The organism is Nocardia sp. NPDC051463 (assembly GCF_040681975.1).
Lineage (GTDB): Bacteria > Actinomycetota > Actinomycetes > Mycobacteriales > Mycobacteriaceae > Nocardia.
The window spans coordinates 1-20,823 of the sequence record NZ_JBFBAB010000007.1 but is presented as its reverse complement, the minus strand read 5'-3'; the positions used below and the strand labels follow the sequence as shown (position 1 = coordinate 20,823).

The window sequence follows — 20,823 nt, the reverse complement described above, 5'->3', positions numbered from 1 at the left end:
ACTCCTTTGTGTTACTGCTAGGTACAGTAACCCCGATTCGCGCTGCTAGCTAGAGCTAGCACCAAGAAAATGTGACCGCTGCGCCTTCCGCCTCCCGGCCCGGCTTCGAACGGGCATCACCCCGCCCTACCCGCCAACTGCCGAAATCAGCCCTACCAGCGCGGACCGCGCTGAATCTCATCCACCTTCGGCCGCACATCGGCCAGGTAGATGCCGGTCGCGACGATGGCGATGAGCGCAAGCAGACTCGTGACCGTCAGCGAAAGCAGCAGGAACAACAGCGCCGCGGCGAGGATCGCGATCCAGATCGGCTTGGTCAGCTTGTCCACCGCGGTGAAGGCGTCCGGACGCTGACGAATGGCGTGAATCAGCGCGAAGATTGTCGCACCGAGTGCTACCAGCCGCAGCACGAACAAGATCATGCCGGTCAAATCCTGCGCCACATTCACCCCACCCATCATAGAAGCAACGACCCCGCGCACCAGCGGTGCGCGGGGTCGTCGTTTGTGCGTCAGGTGATTACACCTTCTTGGGAGCAGCCTTCTTGGCCGGCGCCTTCTTGGCGGGAGCCTTCCTGGCCGGCGCCTTCGCGGCAACGGGCTCCTCGGCCGCGGCGGGCGCGGTCTCGGTGACCACCGTCAGCACCTCGGCCTCGACGACCGGTTCGGCGACGACCTCGACCTCGTCCTCAGCCTCGACCTCGTCCTTGACCGGACGGCCGAGCAGGTCGCCGACCTTGCCGAGCACGTCCTCCGCGCGGCTGACCGCGTCGGTGTACAGGGATTCCACGCGCTCGATCCGATCCTCGACCAGGTGGTTGGCGCGCAGCCGCTCGACGGTCTCCTCGCCGCGAACAGCCAGGTCCGCGTACAGGTCGAGCGCCTTGGCGTAGTACTTCTCGGCGAGCGTGCGCAGCTCCTCGGGGGTGAACTTCTCGCGGAGCTCGGCGAGGTCCTCCGGGAGTTCGGAAGGCAGCCCGGACAACCGCTCGCGCAGCGTCTCGAACTGGGCCTGCACGTCGGCGGGCACGTTGGCGAAGCGCTCACGAGCCTCTTCGACACGGCCGGTCACATCGGCGGTAGCAGCACGCTCACGCACCTGAGTGACAGCGTCGAGCACCGCGGTGTAGACCGCGTCGCCTGCGCCGACGGTGGCGAACAGTGGCTTGGTGGTCTGGTTCTTCTCGGTCATTCTTCGTTCTCCTGGCGTGGCGGAGTGTCGGTTGTCGTAAGCGGAACTTCGCTGTCCCATTGATCCCCCCCTGACTCGTTCCCTCCGTTTTCGCGGCGAAACGATTCATAGATGTCCAGCAAGACCTGCTTTTGCCGTTCACTGATCGACGTGTCGGCAAGCAGGGCATCCCGGACCGGACTGTGCGGCCGCTGCTCGAGATAGCCAGCCCGTACGTACAACACCTCCGAGGACACCCGCAGTGCCTTGGCGATCTGCGTGAGTACCTCGGCGGATGGATTGCGCAATCCGCGCTCGATCTGACTGAGGTATGGATTGCTCACTCCCGCAAGGGTGGCGAGCTGACGCAGCGAGACTTGCGCAGCCTCTCGCTGTGCCCTGATGAACCCTCCGATGTCGTGCGCCGCGTTCACGACGCGAGCCGCCTTTTCTCCAACGCCTGCCGATTGCTCGGCCGAACTGTCGGTGTACTCGGCGGAAACCTCGGGCTGGTCTGCCATCACTCACCTTCTGGCGGTCGTACGGTGTCGATTCTAAATGAGGGTGCTAGCTATTGCAAGCACCCTGTTAGCACTCTTTCAGCAAACATCTGGCGCGCTACGTTTCAGCCGTGGAACAGCAGCTGCGAAATGGTGTAGATCGCAAGCCCTGCCAGCGATCCGACCACTGTTCCGTTGATGCGAATGAACTGCAGATCGCGCCCAACCTGCAATTCGATCTTCTTGCTCGCTTCCTCGGCATCCCACCTGGCAACCGTGTCGGTGACCAGGGTTGTGATCTCTCCTGCATAGTTTCCCACCAGATAGCGCGCCCCCCGGTCGATCCAGCCGTCGACTTTCGCGCGCATCTCGTGGTCGTCACGCAGCCGTTCACCTATCTGCTGCACGTTCTCGGCCACCTTCCTACGCAGCGTACTGCTGGGATCATCCGCCGATTCCAGGATCAGCCGCTTGGCAGCGCGCCAAGTCGCCTCAGCCATACCGGTGATCTCCTCGCGACCCATCACCTGCGCCTTGATCCGCTCGGCCTTCTTGATCATCGCGTCGTCGTGCTGCAAGTCCTCGGCGAATTCCTCGAGGAACCGATTCGCCGCGAGGCGCACCTCGTGCTCGGGATTCGATCGGACCTTCCAGGTGAACTCGACCAGTTCCCGGTAGATCTTTTCTGAAAGCAGAATGTTCACGAATTTCGGCGCCCATTGCGGAGCATCGCGCAAAACAATCCGATCGATCGTCTCCTGGCTGCCCAGCGCCCACTGATGGGCACGCTCGGCAAGCATGTCGAGCAGCGGAAGCTGCCTATTGTCGGCCAGCAGTTCGGCAAGCACTCGGCCGATCGGCGGACCCCACAGCGGCTCGGCGATCCGCTTGACGATCGTGTTGTCGATGATCTGCTCGACGTCCTCGTCACGCAGTACGCCGACCACCGCACGCAGGATCGTCGAGCTCTCCTCGGCCACCCGCGCGGCATGGCCCGAGTCCGCCATCCAGCGCCCGACCCGCCAGGAGATCTGCGCCGAGGTCACCTTCGCCGACACCACATCCGGAGCAAGAAAGTTCGAACCGACGAAGGAACCCAGACTCGCGCCGAGCTGGTCCTTCTTCTTGCGGATGATCGCGGTGTGCGGAATCGGCAGGCCGAGCGGATGCCGGAACAGCGCGGTCACAGCGAACCAATCGGCGAGCGCGCCGACCATGCCCGCCTCCGAGGCCGCGCGCACATAGCCGACCCAGTCGCCGCCCGAGCCGCGTGATTCCAGCCAACGGCAGAGCAGATAGATCACCGTCGCAAAGGCCAGCAACCCGGTGGCCAGCGCTTTCATTCGGAACAGGTCGCGCTTCTTGCCTTCCTCGTCCACGAAGGCCGCGAAGGTATTGGGTGCCGCTGCGGCAGGCCGAGTGCGCGTGTCGAGGACCGCGATGTTGCCGGGAGCTTTCTCCATGCCTTCCATTCTGCTGTGCTCGGCACGCGGCCCGACTCGACACAGCACCGGTCGCGTATGACGACACACCCGCGGCGCGCCCTGTTCCGGTCGGCAAATGTGTGGTTCCTGCCGCATCAGCGACCCAAACGCACATCTCACCGGTTGGCTGGACCTAAGCTGGTGGTTCGAGGAGCCCAACAGCTCGAAGCCCGAACCCCTACGAACGAGGGAGCTCACGCTGTCCACCGAAGACCTTGTCGACGTCGGCGAGCGCGCCGAGCGACCGGCGGCGGTGCGCACCGGCCGGACGGACGGCCGCAAGCGCCGATGGCGGCAGCACAAGATCGACCGGCGCGAAGAGCTGGTCGACGGCACCCTCGCGGCGATCCGTAGCCGGGGCAGCAATGCGGGCATGGACGAGATCGCCGCCGAGATCGGCGTCTCCAAAACTGTGCTCTACCGGTATTTCTCCGACAAAAACGACCTGGTCCACGCGACCATGCAGCGGTTCATCGAAACCACACTGATGCCGCGGGTCTACGAGGCGATCAGCCTCGACGCCGACGAGTACCAGCTGGTGCGCTCGGCCCTCTCGGCCTACGTCGGCACCGTCGACGAGGACCCCGAGGTCTACCGCTTCATCATGGGCAACGGCTCGGCCGACCAGTCCTCGCTCGCGGAGTTCGAGAAGCTCTTCGCCGAGGTCGTCTCCGTGGTCATCACCGACCGCGCCGGCGCGAAGGGTATCGACACCGAAGGCGCCCTGCTGTGGTCCTACGTGCTGGTCGGCGGCATCCAGCTGGCCACCCACTGGTGGACGACCAACAAGTCCATGTCCCGCGAACAGGTCATCGACTACCTGACGATGATGGCCTGGAGCGCCATCGAGGGAATGGCACGGGCCAACGGCTCGCGCGAGGTCTTCAACGCGCAGCCACATGTGCTGCCGACCTTCGATACCGACTCGGAGAACTGATCAACCGCCCGACTTCGGGTTCCTCCACAGGTGCTAGCTGGGCCGCTAGCTGAAGTTCACCGTCGTGCTCGACTTTGCGGATTCGTTGGCTAGTCTGAACCCGAGCGGTGCGCCGAGTGGGCTGCGTCACCGCCCCGCGTTGGCACCAATGGAGGTACCTCGATGGCGAAGCAAGTGCCGACTTCCCGGCTTGCTCGTGGCACCAAGCTGGGTGCGGTCGCAGCAGGCTCGGTCATCCGGACGCAGCGCACGCGGCTATCGATGCGGGGAAGGTCCGACGCCGTGCGGGCCAAAATGGCCGAAGAGTCGATGATCCGCACTACCGAGCAAGTGGTCATGGTCCTGGGGACCATGAAGGGCGTTGCCATGAAACTGGGCCAGATGATGTCTGTGCTCGATCTCGACCTGGTGCCCGAAGACCACCGGGAGCGCTTCCAGAAGCGCCTGGCCGTGCTGCGCGATGCGGCACCGACGGTGTCGTTCGAATCGATGCGCCGGGTAATCGAGGAAGACTTCGGGCAACCGCTCGATCGGGTGTTCGCCGAATTCGAATCGACGCCGATCGCGGCGGCCTCCATCGGCCAGGTGTATCGCGGCATGCTGCACGACGGTCGGCGAGTCGCGGTGAAAGTGCAGTACCCCGGCATCGACGCGGCGGTGCGCGCGGACCTGAAGAACCTGGCCATGTTCCGGCGGGTGCTGCAATCGGCGATGCCGTGGGTGACCCCGGCCGTGCTCGACGAACTGCGGCTGAACATGGAGAGCGAACTCGACTACCAAGCCGAAGCCAACACCCAACTGCAGATCGCCGAGGTCTACGCAGGCCATCCGTTCATCCGGGTGCCGCGCTCGATGCCCGAACTCAGCACCACCCGGGTCCTGGTCAGTGAATACGTGGAGGGCATCGGTTTCGACGCCATCCGCCGACTGCCCGATGCCGAGCGCAACCGGATCGGTGAGATCATCTACCGGTTCTATGTCGGCTCGCTGTTCACCTTCCACGAGTTCTGCGGCGATCCGCATCCGGGCAACGTGCTGCTCGCCGCCGACGGCAAAGTCGCATTCCTGGATTTCGGCCTGTTCAATCGGATGGATCCGGAGCATGTCCGCTTCGAGACGATCTGCCTGCGCGCGGCGGCCGAGGACCGCGCCGAAGACCTTCGGCAGTTGATGATCGAGCGCGGCGTCATCGACTCGCCCCAGGAGATCGGCGCGGAGGAATGTCTGGAATATGTGCTCGCCGCCTCGGAGTGGTGCCTGCTCGACGAAGAGCTGACGATCACTCCCGAACTGGCCAGCGGCGCGTTCCTGCTAGCTGTCGACCCGAGGGCTAGCGAATTCGCCGGGATGAAACAGCAGAACCTACCGCCCGAGCATCTGTTCTCGCGCCGCGCCGACTTCCTGACCTTCGGCATGCTCGGGCAGCTCGAATGCACCGCAAACTGGCACCGCATTTCCCGCGAGTGGATCTACGACGAACCACCGGTCACCGAACTAGGACAGATTCACCACCACTGGCTCGCCGAACACCCGCCGATTCCGCCGAAAAAGCCTCGGGCCCGGGCAACGAAGCCCGTACGGGACAAGGCATAACGCACAGCATTGATCGGGAGCAGGTAACGATGGCAGACACACGAGAATTCGACCTCACGCTATTCGGCGCAACAGGTTTCGTCGGCAAGCTCACCGCGGAGTACCTGGTAGGCGCCGCGCCCGAGTCGGCACGCATCGCGCTGGCCGGGCGATCGCTGGACAAGCTGACGAAGGTCCGCGACGAACTCGGCCCGGCCGCCGCGGGCTGGGATCTGGTCGTGGCCGATTCCACCGATCAAGCCGCGCTCGATGCGCTGGCCGCGCGGACCACCGTCGTGGTCACCACTGTCGGCCCGTACTTGCGCTACGGCCTGCCGCTGGTGGCCGCCTGTGCGAAGGCAGGCACCCACTATGCCGACCTCACCGGCGAGCCGCTGTTCATCAGGGATGCGATCGACCAGTTCCACGACCAGGCCGCAACCACCGGTGCGAAGATCGTGAATTCCTGCGGCTACGACTCGATTCCGTCGGACATCAGCGTGTACCAGCTCTACCAGCGTACGGTCGCCGACAACACCGGCGAACTCGAGGAGACCACGCTCGTTGCCTGGCTCAAGGGCGGCGCGAGCGGTGGCACCATCGACTCCGGCCGCGCGATGATGGAAGCCATCGCCGAAGACCCGTCCAAGGGCCGAGTGCTGTCACACCCGTACTCACTGAGCCCCGACAAGTCGATGGATCCCGATGTGGGCCGCCAGTCCGATCAGGCTCTGCAGCGGGCAAGCAACATCGACCCGAGTCTGGACGGCTGGGTCGCGACCTTCATCATGGGCTCGCACAACACCAAGATCGTCCGCCGCACCAACGGCCTGCTCGGCTGGGTGTACGGCAAGAACTTCCGCTACCGCGAGGTGATGAGCGCGGGCAAATCGCCGGTCGCTCCGCTGGTCGCGGCGGGCATGGCGGGCGGCATCGTGGCCACCATGGCCGCAGGCGCGGTGCTGTCGCGAGTCGCGGTGGGCCGCAAGCTGCTGGACCGGCTGCTGCCGAAGCCCGGCACCGGGCCGAGCGAAAAGGCCCGCACCAGTGGCTGGTTCACCATGAAGACCTTCGCGCGCACCTCTTCGGGGGCCAAGTACGTTGCGACCTTCGCAGGCACCGGCGACCCCGGCTACCAGGCGACCGCGGTGATGCTCGGCGAAGCAGGCCTCTGCCTGGCCTTCGACGGCGACAAGCAACCCGAACTGGCAGGCATCCTCACCCCCGCCGCGGCCATGGGTGACGCACTCACCGAACGACTGCGCGCGGCGGGGATCACCATCGAGGTCGACCGAACCTGAGTTCCCTTGCGGCGGGCGGTGATCAAGGCATGGTCACCGCCCTGACCGCCCGTTCCGACTCCCCATGACGAGGAGCGCCCATGGAATTTTCCCGCTGATCAGCGCGGCCGTCCTCGATCAGACATCGCAGCGATAGCGACCGAACCGAGGACAACCCCGTGAATCTGGCCAGACGCACCATGAACGCCCCCGCATTGGCGGCGGTATACGAAAGAGCCTGGCGGCCAACCCTTTTCTATCTGGCCAGCGGCCGAACCACCGCCGCCGACCGCCGCGACGCCGTCACCGCCCTGCGCCTCGAAGGCGCCAAGAAGGTCCTCGACATCGCCTGCGGCCCAGGCAATTTCACCAAACATCTGAGTAGCGTTCTCGACGGAGACGGCTACGCGATCGGCCTCGACTACTCCGCACCGATGCTCGCCCGCGCCGTCACCGACAACGCGGGCCCCCGCGTCGGCTACCTTCGCGGCGACGCCCGCCGACTTCCCTTCGCCGACGGCACCTTCGACGCCGTCTGCTGCTTCGGCGCCCTCTACCTCATTCCCGACCCGATCGCCGCCACCCGTGAAATGATCCGCGTCCTGGCACCCGGCGGCCGGATAGCCATCACCACCAGCCACCGAGCCGACAACCCGTTCGGCCACGCCAGCCGCATTGTGGGCGGCTGGAGTGGCCTGCGCGTCTTCGACAACGACATCTTCCCGAAGTTGTTCGCCGCGAACGGATTAGTAGACATCGACCAACAGGTGCACCGACTGCTGCAATACGTGAGCGCCGGTCGCCCGGAGTAGTCGGACTGCGCGCACTGGGTCGGGCATGCAGAAACCCGGTGCCGTCGTCCGCTATCCGGACATACTGAACTCACCGTTCTCGCTGATGCTCCCCGGTAGCCACTGGCTTTGTGCCAGTGCCTCCAGAACGCAGGTCACCAACAACTTGCGGCCACGCTGGCTCACCGTGTACTCGAGCACCGGGTGTGATTCGTGGCTTCGAATCATCGTGTTGTTCGTCTGCCGCGGGTTGGGCTCCGACAGCATCCAGAAAAGTTCGGGTCCGATCAGAATCGATTGCCCACCACTCTCGTGGAACCATCGGCTGGAATATTCGATCAACAGATCGGTGAACGCTTCCGCGCTATCCGCTGCTTCGGTGAGCTGATTCAAAGCGGTTGATCGGTCGACGGTACTGAGGATGACCGCCGCCAATCGGCCTCCTATTTCCCGGAACTGATCAATACCCTGGTCCTGCCAAATGATAAAAGGCATCGCTACTCCATCGAAGAATTCGAGCATGACTGAAGTATTCGAACTCGTACGATCACGCACGGACTGACGCCGGGACCAGGTGACGGCCCTCGGTCGCCTTGATCGAGGTGATCTTAGCCTGCACCGGCCGTTCGGTGGCAAACGGCGCGGCGATCAGTTCGGTAGTCGGGACGATGTCGATCGGGTCGAGCCGCATCGGCGCCGTTTCGGCTTCGGTATCGGACCGGGTCGACACCGTCGCGCCGCAGCCCTGCGGCGCGGCAGCGCGTTCGGCGCGTCCGTCCGCGCGGCCCTGCTCCCACAGCATCAGCGTGAGATGCACTGCGAACAGCAGCGCAAGCGGCATGCCCGCGTAAATGGCCACCGACACTGAGCCACCGCCGATCTCGCGTGCGTACTCGATGTTCCCCGCGACCGATACCAGCGTCGACAACACGAACAGCCCTGTCGCGTACCACCAGCCTGCACTCATTTTCCGGAATGAGGCAGTGGCAATCATGGAACCGATCACCAAACCGTCGATCGCGATCGGCACGTTCGAGGCTAGATCTGGCAGGACATGGTTTGTGATGGCCAGACCATGCAAAGCGGCAAAGGACATTTCAAATGCCTTGACCGCCACGACAGCAGTGACAACCAGCGACGCATGCGCCGGACGCGGCTTGAGCCGGCGCCGCCAGTTCGCAATGGAAGCACCGGTCATCGGTGCGGGTGTTCCGTCTAATTCCTCCGCCATCACAGGTGTGATCGTCGTCATGGTTGGGCAGCGTAGCGTGTATGCCTCTCGGCACATCAAGGCCATGGGTCAATACATTCGAGTCGCCGCCGAGCGAGAACGATATGCGTATGGCGATCCTGTACCGATCGACGCCGCGCCGGGCTCGACCGGTACATATTGCCAGAGAGGCGAGCTCAACCTTTCTAATCCACGGTGCGTGGTTTCGGTTGTCCTCCAACGGTTTTGCCGAGGCAGTTCCGGGCGCTCCGATCATGGCAGAAAAATGCAGATTGCCGAGTATTTGTGGGACACGATTTCATCATCACCGCAAAGGCATTCAGAAGGAGCAGCAGTTCAGTCGGACTCGTTCGGCTCGGGTAGCGGCGCGGCGCCGAGGTCGACCATGCGGCGGAGCACCTCCGGCGTCAGGGCGAGCTCGAATTCGCTTCCGCCGCTTTCGAAGACGAAGCCGAGGTAATCGTCTCGACGCAAGGGCGCACGGCGGACGGAGCAGTGCTCCCCCACGACTACCCAGCTACCGATCGTCAGATGATCGAACATCGCACGCTCCCACCCATTGGCCCATGCCACTCCCGACAAGTGGACTATGCCAGTCGCCCAGGTTGGCTGTCAACGCAGAAAACAGGCTACGAGCGGGTCGAATATTCCTGCTGGAACTCCCAGCGATCGGGCGGGTAGACCACTTCGTCGAACTGCAGGACGGTGCCATCGGCCTCGTGTAGCGCCAACCGGTAGACGAGTACCGCGGCCGGACGGGGCAGGTCGAAGTGGCGACGTTCCTCGGCCGTGGCAAGACGCGCGCTCACCCGATCACGGGCGTACGACACGCGATGGTCGGTGACGGACTCCAGGTACCCAACGGTGCCACCTGCCAGTCGCTCGGCGTCGAGCAGCCCCGGTGCGATCTCGGCGAGTGCGGCCGAGAACCAGGAGGTCGCGAGCTCGGCCACACCGGAATCGTTGGACACCAACCGCTTCCGGACGAGTACCGAGCCGCCGACGGCCGCCGCAAGCCCTTCACGCACCCACACCGGCCCATCGACCATCCCCGCTTCCAACACGGTCACCGACGCGTTCTCCGAGTACGCCGAACCGTATTGCCACGCCCGATCTCCCCGCTCCCGCGCCGCGGGCCGCGCACTGCGATCGACCACGTACGTGCCGGATCCGCGCCGCGACTCGACAATCCGCTGCTGCCGCAACTCATTCAGCGCCCGCGCCGCCGTGGGACGGGCGACACGCCAACTCGCCGCGAGCTCCCGCTCCGACGGCACTTCGGCGCCGGGAGCCAGTTCGCCGCGCTCGATCTGATTGCGGATGTACCCCGAGATCTGGAGATATTTCGGGAGTACTTCTTCGATTTCGGGCACCGGACGCCTTCCCCTTCGAAACCTCCCTAGACCATCGGCCAGTGTAGCCGGGCAGGCGTGCCACACATCACACTGCGCTGCGCGGCCGACCGCAGAAAGGAGGTCACCCCGCGACTTACCGACCGGTAGAGTGCGAAACCAGTACGTGCGGTGGGTGTGGACCGACACGTGCGGTGGGTGTGGACCGAACAGAAGGGGGCGACCCAGATGGCGGTACCGGATACCGGACAGCGGATGGCCAGGCAACTCTATGCGGCGGCCACCGGTGGCGACGGCGAGCCGTTCGTGCTGGCCGAACATGTCGCCGAGAACCTCGCCGCGGCCTGCGACAAACTCGTCGATGATCTGCAAAAGGCTATGGGCACAGGGTATCTCGTCACCGAGGTCATCGGCTTCCCGAATCTACCGACAGGACATGGCCTTACGCGTGGGTTCGGCGACAAGGGTAGGCAATACCTGGATACGGTGACCGCCCTCCAGGAAACAGCGCTGCTGTACAAGGCCGCATACCTGGCAGCGGGCAAGAAGTTCGAGGACGCCGACGCCGCGAACAAAGCGGCCCTCGCCCTGGTCACCGAGTATCTGGAGCCACGGTGACCGCGCCGCGAGATGCGGCGAAAGCAGCCGCCGCCGACATCCGCACCCGTCAGCAGCTGCTGACGAGCGACTCCGCAACAGCAAGTGCTGGAACAGATCCCGCATTTGCTCCCGAGCGAGAGCGGTTCGGCGCCTATACCCACCACGAGATCTGGGATCTCGTGCACGAGACCCTGAATCCGGCCGCACTCGGCGAGGCCGCAGCCGGATGGGAGTCCAACGCCGTCGCGCTCGCCGAGGCATTTCAGATCTTCTCCGACGCCGCCAACCGCGAATTCGCGCGCTGGTCCGGCCGATCGGCCGACGCCGCAGTGCAGGCCACCCGCGCGTTCGTACAGGTCGGCACCGAAGCACACGAGGTGTGCCGGACGGTTGCGCGCCTGATGGAGCTGAATTGCGAAGCTGCGCAGACCATTCGGGCTGCCATACCACCGCCGAAGGAGTACCGTCCGCTGGAGGACCCGGCCGCGGAGGCCGTGCACGGGGGTCAGCGCAGAATGGAACACGACATTGCGGCTGCCACGACCCAGGCCGACGTCCAGGACACGATGACTTACGTCTACACCCCGACCATGCCCGCATCCGGCGACCGTGTCCCCCGCTTCACACTCCCGCCAGAGGTGCCGACGGGCTCGACCGACGGCCCCCCTGCCCGACCCACCCCAGTCGGCGGGGGCGGCGCGCAGTGAAATGGATTCTCACGCCGGACGAATTCACCCACGTCTGGGAAAATGAAACGAGTCTGGACCGGCGACCCTACCCCGTCAATATGATGCCCGCGGCGACCACACGCACCGAAAGCGAATACGCCGCACTGCGATTGCCGCAGCGCTTCGCCCGCCAAGCCGACCCGGACCTCGCCGCCGCGCTCATGATGTGCGCCCGCACCGACGCGACAACCATCACCGTCTCCGGCGAGCGCACCGCGGCGCCGCGCAACGGCGGCGCCTGCGACGCCGGCCCGATCCTCGCTTTTGCCGCCGTGGTGCACAATCACGCAGGAATTCTGGTCGCCACAACCGACAAGGTGATCGTGCAGATGTGCCACGCCCGCACTCTCGGCCAGCGCCTGGTCCAGATCATCGGCCCGGCGCAAGCGGGCAGGCTCGGCCTGATGCGGGAGCCACAGGGCGCGGTGCTGAGTCCGGATCACACCGAGCCCTACGTCAGCAACGGCCATCGCGGCGCCGCACGGTTGCGTCGAACGCTCCGAAAACCGGTCGATGGCCGCGGCTTCATCACCGTGACCGTGGAGCCCGACCGGCCCATGTCCCCGCCGACCCGCCACCGCAGCTGGCTCGATTTCACCGGCGATGGCCGCTACCTGCTCGCTTCCTCCGATGACCTGGTGCTCACCCCGGTCTCCGACGAGGATTTCGCCGACCAGATCCTGCGTCTCGCGCAGATCCGCTGACAGTCGTAGCGACCGCGTACAGATTGCTCGCAACAACACCGCAGTGGCTACTGCTCGCAGGTCGCTGGATCACAGCGTCCCGATCCGACACGAACTGAGCCGACGACCCGTCATCGGGCGCTCACCGTGGTTAGCTGGACCGATGGCGAAGCACTGGTCTCTTCCGCCCACCGACGCCCTGCGGGCCGATGGCCTGCGGATCGCCGATCTGGACACCTCCGGCACGCCCGGATTCAAGGGTGACAAGAAAGCGGCCGCCGCATTGCAGGCCGAACGCGCCGAAGTCCTGTCGGGTCTGCAGGAAAAGCTGTATGCCAACGGCCGTTCCGGCGACTCCCGCAATGTCTTGCTGGTTCTGCAGGGGATGGATACCGCGGGCAAGGGCGGCATCGTCCGGCATGTCATCGGCTCGGTGGACCCGCAGGGTGTCGATCACGCCTCGTTCGGTGTCCCGACCGAGGAGGAGAAGCAGCACCACTACCTGTGGCGCATCCGCAAGGCGCTGCCGCGCGGCGGCCAACTCGGCGTGTTCGACCGTTCGCATTACGAGGACGTGCTCGTGGTTCGGGTGCACAACCTGGTGCCATCGGAGGTATGGGAGCCGCGCTACGAGGAGATCAACGCCTTCGAACAGGAGTTGGTCGACCAGGGCACCATACTGGTGAAAGTGGCCATGTTCGTGTCGCTGGACGAACAGAAGCAACGGCTCATGGAACGTCTCGAGCGACCGGACAAATACTGGAAGTTCAACCCCGCCGATATCGACGAGCGCGCCTACTGGCCCGCCTACCAAGAGGCTTACCAGGTCATGCTGGATCGGACCTCGACCGAGTTCGCACCGTGGCACGTGATTCCCGCCGACCGCAAATGGTTCTCCCGCCTCGCCGTCACCGAGCTGCTCATCAATGCGCTCGACCGACTGAAACTGGACTGGCCGACCGCCAAGTTCGAAGTCGAGGAGCAGAAGCGCCGCCTCGAACAGGCCTGACCACCGCACGGCAGGCGGCTGCCGACAAACCGCTCGAAACGGGCCCGCCTGCCCGAAATTTCGGAATCTCTCAGGTTCACCCAGGATGATGTGGGCCGTGCCGGACCACGCCGGGCAGAGCTTCGGAACTACCATCGTGGCGGCAGGAAACCGGCAGGCTAGCGAAAGGCGTGGTGAACGCACGGTGAGCAACAACCCTGGTGGCAAGAAGAATCCGTTGGCGGCGGCGGAGCGCGCCGACCGCAACCGCAAGATCTTCATTCAGGTCGGCGTTGCAGTCGTGCTGATCGGTCTCGTCGCGGCCATCGGCATCGGCATCGCGGTGAAGAACAATCGTAAGAACGCGCCCGGCGCCACCCCTGCCATCGCGAACTCCGGGCAGAGTTCCGGCGCGGTCCAGGCCTCCATCACCGACAACGGCGCGATTCGCATCGGCAAGCCGGACGCCAAGGTCACCGTCCGCGTGGTCGCCGACCTGCAGTGCCCGGCGTGCAAGGGCTTCGAGGCCGCCAATTCCAAGGTGCTCGAGGAGGCCGTCGGCAATGGCACGGCCGTGGTCGAATACAACGTGATCGCCTTCTTGGACAAGGCGTCCACCACCCAGTACTCCTCGCGTGCGGCGAACGCGTCCTACTGCGTCGCCGAGTCCGATCCGTCGAAGTACCTGCCCTGGCTGGCCGCTATGTTCGCCCAGCAGCCCGCCGAGGGCGGCACCGGCCTGCCCGACGACAAGTTGATCCAGATCGCCAAGGACGCCGGCTACACCGATCCGGCCGTTGCCCAGTGCATCACCGATCGCAAGTACGACAAGTACATCCAGGACAAGACCAAGGACGTGCTCAGTAGCGGGATCAAGTCCACCCCGTCGGTGTTCGTCAACGGTAAGCAGATCGACTCCAGCCAGGAGATCTTCGGACCGGGCGGACTCGCACCCGCGATTGCCGCCGCCGCGGGTCAGTGAACGACACAGCAGCGGTTCGGTCCGCGTGGGTGCTGCTGATCGGCGGGCTCGCCGGTTGGCTCGCCTCGGTCACGCTGACCGTCGAGCGCTTCAAGCTGTTCACCGATCCCGAGTACAAGCCATCCTGCAGCATCAATCCCATCCTGTCCTGTGGCTCGGTGATGGCGACCGATCAGGCCGCCGCGTTCGGCTTCCCGAACCCGATCATCGGCATCGTCGGGTTCTCCGTGGTAGTGACCCTCGGCGTCCTCGCGGTCGCCGGGGTGCGGTTTCCGCGCTGGATCTGGGGCGGGCTGTGGCTGGGCACTGTGCTCGGTGTCGCCTTCATCGGCTGGCTGATCTTCCAGAGCCTGTATCGGATCAATGCGCTGTGCCCGTATTGCATGGTGGTGTGGGCGATCATCACACCGCTGCTCGCGGTGACCACCGACCAACTGTGGGGTCGCTCGCGCGGACCGCTCGGCGTCATCGCGGAGTGGCGGTGGACATTCGTGGCGGTGTTCTACGCGGTGGTGCTGCTGCTGGTGTTCCTGCGCTTCCAGGACTACTGGCTGTCGCTGGCCTGAATTCGATAGTCCGGCAAGTCGATTCGACTCCCCGACGGTGCCCGACGCCGTCGGGGAGTCGGCGTTCTCGGGCGTTGCTCAGTTCGGTGGCCCGACCGTCAGCACCACCGAGACCGTGCGCTGGAGGTGGTCCGAACCGGTGACGGCCAGTCCCACAGTGTCGTTGGGCCTGCGCATGTTCAGCACCGCACGCAGGGACTGGGCTGTGGTGACGGTCTGCCCGTCGATCGCGGTGATCACGTCACCCGTGACGATGCCTGCCGCATAGGCGGGCATTCCGTAGATTGCGACGTCGACGCGAGCGCCCGTGCCTGCGGGCTCCGCATTCGAGATGACAATGCCGAGGGTGGCGGTCGGACCGATGTGCACGGTGTCGGTCGGTGTGCCGGATCGGACCTGCCCCACCACCCGCATCGCGGTATCGATCGGCACCGCATAGCCGTTCGGGGTGCGCCCGATTTCCTGTGCAGGCTCGCCCGACGCCGCGGTGATCACACCGACCACGGCGCCGTTCCGATCCGCCAGCGCGCCGCCGGACTGCCCCGAACTGACCGCTCCGGCGACCTCGAGCATGTTGGACAACGGCTTGCGTGATAGGTCGGCGGAATTGAGCGCGACGATCGTGCTGTTCAGATTGGTGATACTGCCCGCGATCGCGGTCGGGGTGCCCCCCGTGCCGCCCGCATTACCGATCGCGAGCACCGCGTCACGTATTCGCAGGTCCGACGAAGTTCCGATAGTCGCGATCGTCAGGTCGGCCGCATTACCGAGTTCCAGCAGCGCGATGTCCGCGCCCGAGTCGTAACCGAGCACTGTCGCGTCGTACACCAGCCCGTTGCCGACATCGGTGACCGTGACGGTCTCCGCACCCTTCACCACATGATGGCTGGTCAGCACCTGCCCGTCGGGCGTGAGCACGATTCCCGACCCGGCCGCACCGAGTCCGAAGGGCCGGCTGGAGGTGCTGATATTCACCAGAGCCGGTTGGACGACGCGCGCGACCGCCACCGGGTCCAGCGGCGATATCGGCGCCGATACAGCGGGCGTCGAGCTGGCCGGTCCGCGGGTCTGCCAGCCCGGCATTTCGCCACCGAACCCCAGGAAAGCGGCAATCGCGAGCATCGCGGCGACCAATAACGCGAGCGCACGCCCACCACCTACCGCCCGATTCCGCTCGGGCACGCGATGCCGGTCGTCGTCCATCGTCTACCGCCTCGGCTAACCCTTGATGAATTCCATTGTGGCTGGAGATCATCATCGCGCCGGGCGGTTTCCAGGAACACCCCCGCGTCGCGGTTATATCCGCACAGACGTTTGTCAAACATGCTCATGCAGCGGTAGGCATGTACGCATGAGCGAGCGCAGCAAGCCGATGATGTGCACAGCGCCTGTGGGCGTACTGGAGCCGAGTGTCGGCGAGGCACAGTCATGAGCACCGCTGCCGCTTACGCCATGCCCGCGCCCGATGGCGCCTTCGAGAAGGTCACCATCGAGCGCCGTGAACTGGGGCCGCGCGATGTATTGATCGATGTCAAATACGCCGGTATCTGTCACTCCGATATCCACACCGCACGCGACGAGTGGGGCGGCGCCAACTACCCCTGCGTGCCGGGGCACGAGATCGCGGGCATCGTCGCCGCGGTCGGCTCGGCGGTGACCAAGTATCACGTCGGGGACCGGGTCGGAGTCGGATGCATGGTGGACTCCTGCGGGGTCTGCGGCCCCTGCCTCGCCGATGAGGAGCAGTACTGCGAGGCCGGCGCCACCCTGACCTACAACACGCCGGTCGATCCGGCTGTCCAGCCCGGCGGCTACACGATGGGTGGCTACTCGACGCAGGTCGTGGTGACCGAACATTTCGTGCTCGCCATCCCCGAGGGCATCGGGCTCGATGTGGCCGCGCCGCTGCTGTGCGCGGGCATCACATTGTTCTCCCCGCTGCGGCATTGGCAGGCGGGGCCGGGCAAGCACGTCGCGATCGTCGGCATGGGCGGCCTCGGACATGTCGGGGTGAAGATCGCGGCGGCGCTGGGCGCGGAGGTCACAGTGCTCAGTCACTCGCTCGGCAAACAGGACGACGGCAAGCGGTTCGGTGCTCACCACTATTACGCGACCAGCGATAAGCAGACCTTCCGCGAACTGCGCAACCGCTTCGACCTCATCCTCAATACGGTCTCGGCCGACCTATCGATCGACAGCTACCTGCGCATGCTCGCGTTGGACGGAACCTTGGTACAGCTCGGCGTGCCCGAGAATCCGATGAGTGTCAAGACTTTCAGCCTCTCCGCCTACCGGCGCTCGCTGTCGGGCTCGATGATCGGCGGCATCGCACAGACCCAGGAAATGCTGAACTTCTGCGCGGCACACGGCATCGGCGCGGAGATCGAGCTGATCTCGGCCGACGAGATCGATGGCGCCTACGACCGGGTCGTCGCCAGCGATGTCCGCTACCGGTTCGTCATCGACGCCGCGACAATCTAGCGGTCCAGGCCCGACCATCTGGTCGGGAGCCCTCGGCAGTTCGTCGGATTGCCGACGCAACAACAGATCTAGGATGCACACGGGTGACGCATCGGTGCACCCAGCAGCCGAGGCCGCTCGCCAGCGGGCTCGAAGGTGGCCTCGGCGCACCCCGATTGCCTGCTGAAAGAGGCGGAGGAGCGTTGTGCCTGCGGATGAAGACAGCCTGGCGATCGACGAGGCGGCCGGCGGCGATGCTTCGGCGAACGCCGACGATGCGATGGTCACCGACGAGCTGAGGGCGGGTCCACCGCCCTGGCTGTTGCGTGCGTTCCTGCTCGCCGCGGCGACGGTAGCCGGTCTGGTCGGCGGCTTCTGGCTGTTGACCCGGCTGCAAGGGCTGCTGACGGTCCTGTTGATTTCGCTATTTCTCGCCTTCGCGATCGAACCCGCGGTGAACTGGCTCGCGGCCCGTGGCTTGCGCCGTGGACCGGCGACCGGGTTGGTGTTCCTCGCCTTGACCGTGCTCAGTGTCGCCTTCGTGTGGACGCTCGGTGCGCTGCTCGTCGAGCAGGTCACCACGCTGGTCAAGAACGCGCCCCAATACGCGGACCAGGCGGTCGATTGGATCAACCACACCTTCAAAACCGATTTGTCCGGTACCGACATCGGGAAGATCGCCAAAGATCGCAGCGCAACCATCGAGGGCTACCTCGACGGCTTGGCCGGCAATGTCTGGGGCATCGGTACCACCGCGGTCGGTGTGCTCTTCCAAGCACTCGGCGTGCTGTTGTTCACCTACTACTTCGCCGCCGACGGTCCACGCTTCCGCCACGCCGTGTGTTCGCTGCTGCCACCGCGCCACCAGCGACATGTGTTGCGCGCCTGGGACATCGCCGTCGAGAAGACCGGCGGCTACATCTTTTCGCGTGGGCTGCTCGCACTCTGCTCGACCATTGCGCACTATGTGGCACTGCGCGTGCTCGACGTGCCATCGGCCTTCGCGCTCGCGCTGTGGGTCGGTGTTGTCTCGCAGTTCATTCCGACGGTCGGCACTTACCTCGCCGGTGCGCTGCCGGTGGTCGTCGGGCTGGTACACGGCCCGAGCACGGCGCTGTGGATTCTGGGCTTCATCATCGTGTACCAACAGTTCGAAAACTATGTGCTGCAACCGAGAATCACCGCGACCACCCTGGACATGCATCCCGCCGTCGCCTTCGGCGCGGTGCTTGCCGGAGCGGCGATACTCGGGCCAACCGGTGCGCTGCTTGCCATTCCGGTGACAGCTACTGTCCAAGCCTTCGCCGGCGCGTATGTCCGCCGGTACGAGGTCGAGTCCGATATCCACGATGACCTGCCGGTGCCACCGAGGAAGGATCGCCCGAAGTGGACCAGGCAGTTGGCCATTCGGTTCAGCGGGAGCCGACGAGCGCCGAAGGCTTGATCGCCGACCGCGCCGCATGTGGCTGCACCACGTGCGCCAACTCGACGGGATGCGCGCTCTGCTCGACGGCAGGAAGTCCTGGCACCGGAGGCTCCTCCATACAGACGTCGAACATGGATCACCGACAGTTGTCTCAAACGCATGTCACAAACGGACGTATGCCCCACTGCTATGGTTCGGAAGTGGGAACCAGAGAAGACCTGCTGGCCGCAGCGAAACAATGCCTGGCCGAACGCGGCTACGCCCGCACCACTGTGCGCGACATCGTGGCTGTCTCCGGCACCAATCTGGCGGCCATCAACTACCACTTCGGTACCCGCGACAAGCTCCTGAATCAGGCGATGGTGGAGTCCAGTGCCACGGCCGTCCAGCAAATCCTCGCGTCACTGCCCGACGGCGACGCCGACGAACCCACCGCCCGCCTGCACATCTTTCTCGAGCAGCTGATCGGCTCGTTCACCGAAAACCGTGCCCTCTGGTCGGCGAATGTCGAAAGTCTGGCCCAGGCCCTGCACGCCCCCGAACTCCGTGCCGAACTCGGCAACGCCCAAGCCCTTGCCCGCACCGAGCTCGGCGAGTTGTTCGCCATCACCGGCAAGAACCCCCAGCTGGGCGCGGTCCTGCAAACCATGATCGGCGGCCTGCTGATCCAATGGCTGGTCGACCCCGACCACGCCCCCACCGCCGCCGACATCGCCACCGGCCTGCGCACCCTGGCCACGCTGGCCTGACCGGCGAGCGGGACATCACTGCGTCTCCCGCTCACCGCGGGCCGAGTGGCTGCCGCATGCGTCTGCCGCTGCGCCCGCGCGCACCTCATTGTTCGGGCGGGAGCACAGCGGCCAACTCGCCGGGCAGATATGTCAGCGCGACGAGCAGCGGTGACACATGCTGGATCGATGGCGATCCTGCTGGCATTGGCGTCTATGTGTTCGACGCTGGTCGGGGGGCTGGTAGCGGTGCGGATCGGGGACCGGAGACATTTGGTGCTCGGGGTGGCGGCGGGGGTGATGCTCGGGGTGGTTTTCTTCGATCTGCTGCCGGAGGCGTTAGCGGAGTCCGCGCATATCGTGCTCGGGGTGCCCGACGCGCTGATCGCCACGGTGTTCGGATTTCTCACCATCCATGTCATCGAGCGAGCGGTCGCCGTTCACACCGGTCATGAACACGAATTCGGTGCGCACAAGCACGGGTTCGAGTCCGTGGGGCTGCTTGCGGCGGCCGGGTTGATCTTCCACAGCATGCTCGACGGTCTCGGGATCGGACTCGGTTTCCAGGCCGGAGCGACCGTCGGCATCGCCATCGCCATCGCGGTGATCAGTCACGACTTCGCCGATGGCTTCAATACGTTCACCATCACCACCCTCTACGGCAGTGCCCGCAAACGAGCCCTTACCCTGCTCGCGCTGGACGCCGTCGCCCCCGTATTCGGCGCGATAATCGGCACCCTCATCCACGTGCCCGCCGCCGCAGTCGGGCTCTACCTCGGCTACTTCGCGGGCTTTCTGCTCTATCTCGCCACCGCCGACATCCTCCCCGAAGCCCATGCGCAACACCCCTCCCGACTGACCCTCGCCTGCACCGTGGGAGGCGCCGCGGTCATGCTGGCGGTCTCGGCATTGAGCCAGTAACGGGGCCTCGCTCCGACTCCCGTAACCATGGCGACAACCGGCGTAGCGGATCCGTCGCGAGACAGCCACCGAACAAAGGGTTCGAGCCGTCCGGTTGCGCCAGAAGCACGCCCGCGGCCGTTGCGCCGCCGGTATGGTGGCGCGGCCGGCCGATCAATGCTCGTGTTCTGACGATTGGGGTAGAGGTGCGATCGCGCGGGATCCCCACTCCCAGAGCGCAGTGGCGCACGTCACAAGAATTCGTGTCATGTTTCGGCGCTCCGTGGTGTCGCGAGGGCATGACCCAATACTCATCTCGGATCGACGGCCGAACGGCCCTACGAGCAAGAGGCGGTTTCAAGGGGTCGTCGCAACACTGCCTGGTGTTAGGCGGTGAGTAGATCACGCAGGCGCTCGGCTGGGGTATCCCAGTCGAGCGTTTTGC

The 20,823-nt window shown here is 65.2% G+C and carries 23 protein-coding genes; 14 read left to right on the top strand and 9 right to left on the bottom strand.

Features of this window, described 5'->3' with window-relative positions:
• Window positions 1–152: 152 nt before the first annotated feature.
• The 4 genes from AB0M74_RS12335 to AB0M74_RS12320 all read right to left on the bottom strand — a co-directional run bounded on the left by AB0M74_RS12335 (window position 153) and on the right by AB0M74_RS12320 (window position 3,013).
• On the bottom strand, window positions 153–458 hold the full coding sequence (locus tag AB0M74_RS12335) for a DUF2516 family protein (RefSeq protein WP_364905908.1): 306 nt from the start codon (window positions 456–458) through the stop codon (window positions 153–155).
• Between the two features lie 61 nt (window positions 459–519).
• Window positions 520–1,191: a heparin-binding hemagglutinin gene (locus AB0M74_RS12330; RefSeq protein ID WP_364905439.1), complete on the bottom strand. Its 672-nt coding sequence runs from the start codon at window positions 1,189–1,191 to the stop codon at window positions 520–522.
• Window positions 1,188–1,691 carry a helix-turn-helix transcriptional regulator gene (locus AB0M74_RS12325; protein WP_364905437.1) on the bottom strand — a complete coding sequence of 168 codons (504 nt, stop codon included), beginning with the start codon at window positions 1,689–1,691 and terminating at the stop codon, window positions 1,188–1,190. Before AB0M74_RS12325 ends, AB0M74_RS12330 begins: the two co-directional genes overlap by 4 nt.
• Window positions 1,692–1,795: 104 nt before the next feature.
• Entirely contained in the window at window positions 1,796–3,013 is a 1,218-nt protein-coding gene (locus tag AB0M74_RS12320; protein WP_364905905.1) for a DUF445 family protein, read from the bottom strand.
• Between the two features lie 217 nt (window positions 3,014–3,230).
• Here AB0M74_RS12320 and AB0M74_RS12315 point away from each other — a divergent pair, with 217 nt between their 5' ends.
• The 4 genes from AB0M74_RS12315 (at window position 3,231) to AB0M74_RS12300 (ending at window position 7,755) form a co-directional block, all read left to right on the top strand.
• Complete coding sequence (locus AB0M74_RS12315) at window positions 3,231–4,091, top strand: TetR/AcrR family transcriptional regulator (RefSeq protein WP_364905434.1); 861 nt, start codon at window positions 3,231–3,233, stop codon at window positions 4,089–4,091.
• Window positions 4,092–4,253: 162 nt separating this feature from the next.
• Window positions 4,254–5,684 (top strand): AarF/ABC1/UbiB kinase family protein, encoded by a 1,431-nt coding sequence (locus AB0M74_RS12310; protein ID WP_364905432.1) that lies wholly within the window; start codon window positions 4,254–4,256, stop codon window positions 5,682–5,684.
• 29 nt (window positions 5,685–5,713) lie between these two features.
• Window positions 5,714–6,964 (top strand): saccharopine dehydrogenase NADP-binding domain-containing protein, encoded by a 1,251-nt coding sequence (locus tag AB0M74_RS12305; RefSeq protein ID WP_364905430.1) that lies wholly within the window; start codon window positions 5,714–5,716, stop codon window positions 6,962–6,964.
• Window positions 6,965–7,122: 158 nt separating this feature from the next.
• Complete coding sequence (locus AB0M74_RS12300; RefSeq protein WP_364905428.1) at window positions 7,123–7,755, top strand: class I SAM-dependent methyltransferase; 633 nt, start codon at window positions 7,123–7,125, stop codon at window positions 7,753–7,755.
• 51 nt (window positions 7,756–7,806) lie between these two features.
• Here the strand turns inward: AB0M74_RS12300 and AB0M74_RS12295 are convergent, their stop codons facing one another.
• From AB0M74_RS12295 to AB0M74_RS12280, 4 genes are all read right to left on the bottom strand, one after another.
• On the bottom strand, window positions 7,807–8,256 hold the full coding sequence (locus tag AB0M74_RS12295; RefSeq protein WP_364905425.1) for a hypothetical protein: 450 nt from the start codon (window positions 8,254–8,256) through the stop codon (window positions 7,807–7,809).
• A 25-nt stretch (window positions 8,257–8,281) separates the two neighbouring features.
• Entirely contained in the window at window positions 8,282–8,986 is a 705-nt protein-coding gene (locus AB0M74_RS12290) for a DUF2637 domain-containing protein (RefSeq protein ID WP_364905422.1), read from the bottom strand.
• 315 nt (window positions 8,987–9,301) lie between these two features.
• Window positions 9,302–9,508 (bottom strand): hypothetical protein, encoded by a 207-nt coding sequence (locus tag AB0M74_RS12285; RefSeq protein WP_364905419.1) that lies wholly within the window; start codon window positions 9,506–9,508, stop codon window positions 9,302–9,304.
• A gap of 86 nt (window positions 9,509–9,594) precedes the next feature.
• On the bottom strand, window positions 9,595–10,338 hold the full coding sequence (locus AB0M74_RS12280) for a GntR family transcriptional regulator (RefSeq protein ID WP_364905417.1): 744 nt from the start codon (window positions 10,336–10,338) through the stop codon (window positions 9,595–9,597).
• Between the two features lie 207 nt (window positions 10,339–10,545).
• Between AB0M74_RS12280 and AB0M74_RS12275 the strand changes: the two genes are divergently transcribed.
• The 6 genes from AB0M74_RS12275 (at window position 10,546) to AB0M74_RS12250 (ending at window position 14,864) form a co-directional block, all read left to right on the top strand.
• Window positions 10,546–10,935 (top strand): hypothetical protein, encoded by a 390-nt coding sequence (locus AB0M74_RS12275; RefSeq protein ID WP_364905415.1) that lies wholly within the window; start codon window positions 10,546–10,548, stop codon window positions 10,933–10,935.
• Window positions 10,932–11,624: a hypothetical protein gene (locus AB0M74_RS12270; protein WP_364905412.1), complete on the top strand. Its 693-nt coding sequence runs from the start codon at window positions 10,932–10,934 to the stop codon at window positions 11,622–11,624. Before AB0M74_RS12275 ends, AB0M74_RS12270 begins: the two co-directional genes overlap by 4 nt.
• Window positions 11,621–12,349 carry an ESX secretion-associated protein EspG gene (locus AB0M74_RS12265; RefSeq protein WP_364905409.1) on the top strand — a complete coding sequence of 243 codons (729 nt, stop codon included), beginning with the start codon at window positions 11,621–11,623 and terminating at the stop codon, window positions 12,347–12,349. Before AB0M74_RS12270 ends, AB0M74_RS12265 begins: the two co-directional genes overlap by 4 nt.
• Window positions 12,350–12,491: 142 nt before the next feature.
• Window positions 12,492–13,337, top strand: a complete 846-nt coding sequence (locus AB0M74_RS12260) for a polyphosphate kinase 2 family protein (protein WP_364905406.1) — start codon at window positions 12,492–12,494, stop codon at window positions 13,335–13,337.
• A gap of 184 nt (window positions 13,338–13,521) precedes the next feature.
• Complete coding sequence (locus AB0M74_RS12255; RefSeq protein WP_364905405.1) at window positions 13,522–14,298, top strand: thioredoxin domain-containing protein; 777 nt, start codon at window positions 13,522–13,524, stop codon at window positions 14,296–14,298.
• The gene (locus AB0M74_RS12250; RefSeq protein ID WP_364905402.1) at window positions 14,295–14,864 is read left to right on the top strand and encodes a vitamin K epoxide reductase family protein; all 570 of its coding nucleotides are present in this window, start codon (window positions 14,295–14,297) and stop codon (window positions 14,862–14,864) included. The genes AB0M74_RS12255 and AB0M74_RS12250 overlap by 4 nt, the downstream gene beginning before the upstream one ends.
• 78 nt (window positions 14,865–14,942) lie before the next feature.
• On the opposite strand, the gene AB0M74_RS12245 is transcribed toward AB0M74_RS12250, so the two are convergent.
• On the bottom strand, window positions 14,943–16,067 hold the full coding sequence (locus AB0M74_RS12245) for a S1C family serine protease (protein ID WP_364905400.1): 1,125 nt from the start codon (window positions 16,065–16,067) through the stop codon (window positions 14,943–14,945).
• A gap of 225 nt (window positions 16,068–16,292) precedes the next feature.
• Between AB0M74_RS12245 and AB0M74_RS12240 the strand changes: the two genes are divergently transcribed.
• The 4 genes from AB0M74_RS12240 to AB0M74_RS12225 all read left to right on the top strand — a co-directional run bounded on the left by AB0M74_RS12240 (window position 16,293) and on the right by AB0M74_RS12225 (window position 20,399).
• On the top strand, window positions 16,293–17,345 hold the full coding sequence (locus tag AB0M74_RS12240) for an NAD(P)-dependent alcohol dehydrogenase (protein ID WP_364905397.1): 1,053 nt from the start codon (window positions 16,293–16,295) through the stop codon (window positions 17,343–17,345).
• A gap of 184 nt (window positions 17,346–17,529) precedes the next feature.
• The gene (locus AB0M74_RS12235) at window positions 17,530–18,768 is read left to right on the top strand and encodes an AI-2E family transporter (protein WP_364905394.1); all 1,239 of its coding nucleotides are present in this window, start codon (window positions 17,530–17,532) and stop codon (window positions 18,766–18,768) included.
• Between the two features lie 182 nt (window positions 18,769–18,950).
• A complete protein-coding gene (locus tag AB0M74_RS12230) occupies window positions 18,951–19,499 on the top strand; it encodes a TetR/AcrR family transcriptional regulator (RefSeq protein ID WP_364905391.1) in 549 nt (182 codons plus the stop codon).
• 168 nt (window positions 19,500–19,667) lie between these two features.
• Window positions 19,668–20,399, top strand: coding sequence for a ZIP family metal transporter (locus tag AB0M74_RS12225; RefSeq protein WP_364905389.1), 732 nt, complete (start codon window positions 19,668–19,670; stop codon window positions 20,397–20,399).
• Window positions 20,400–20,823: the final 424 nt, after the last annotated feature.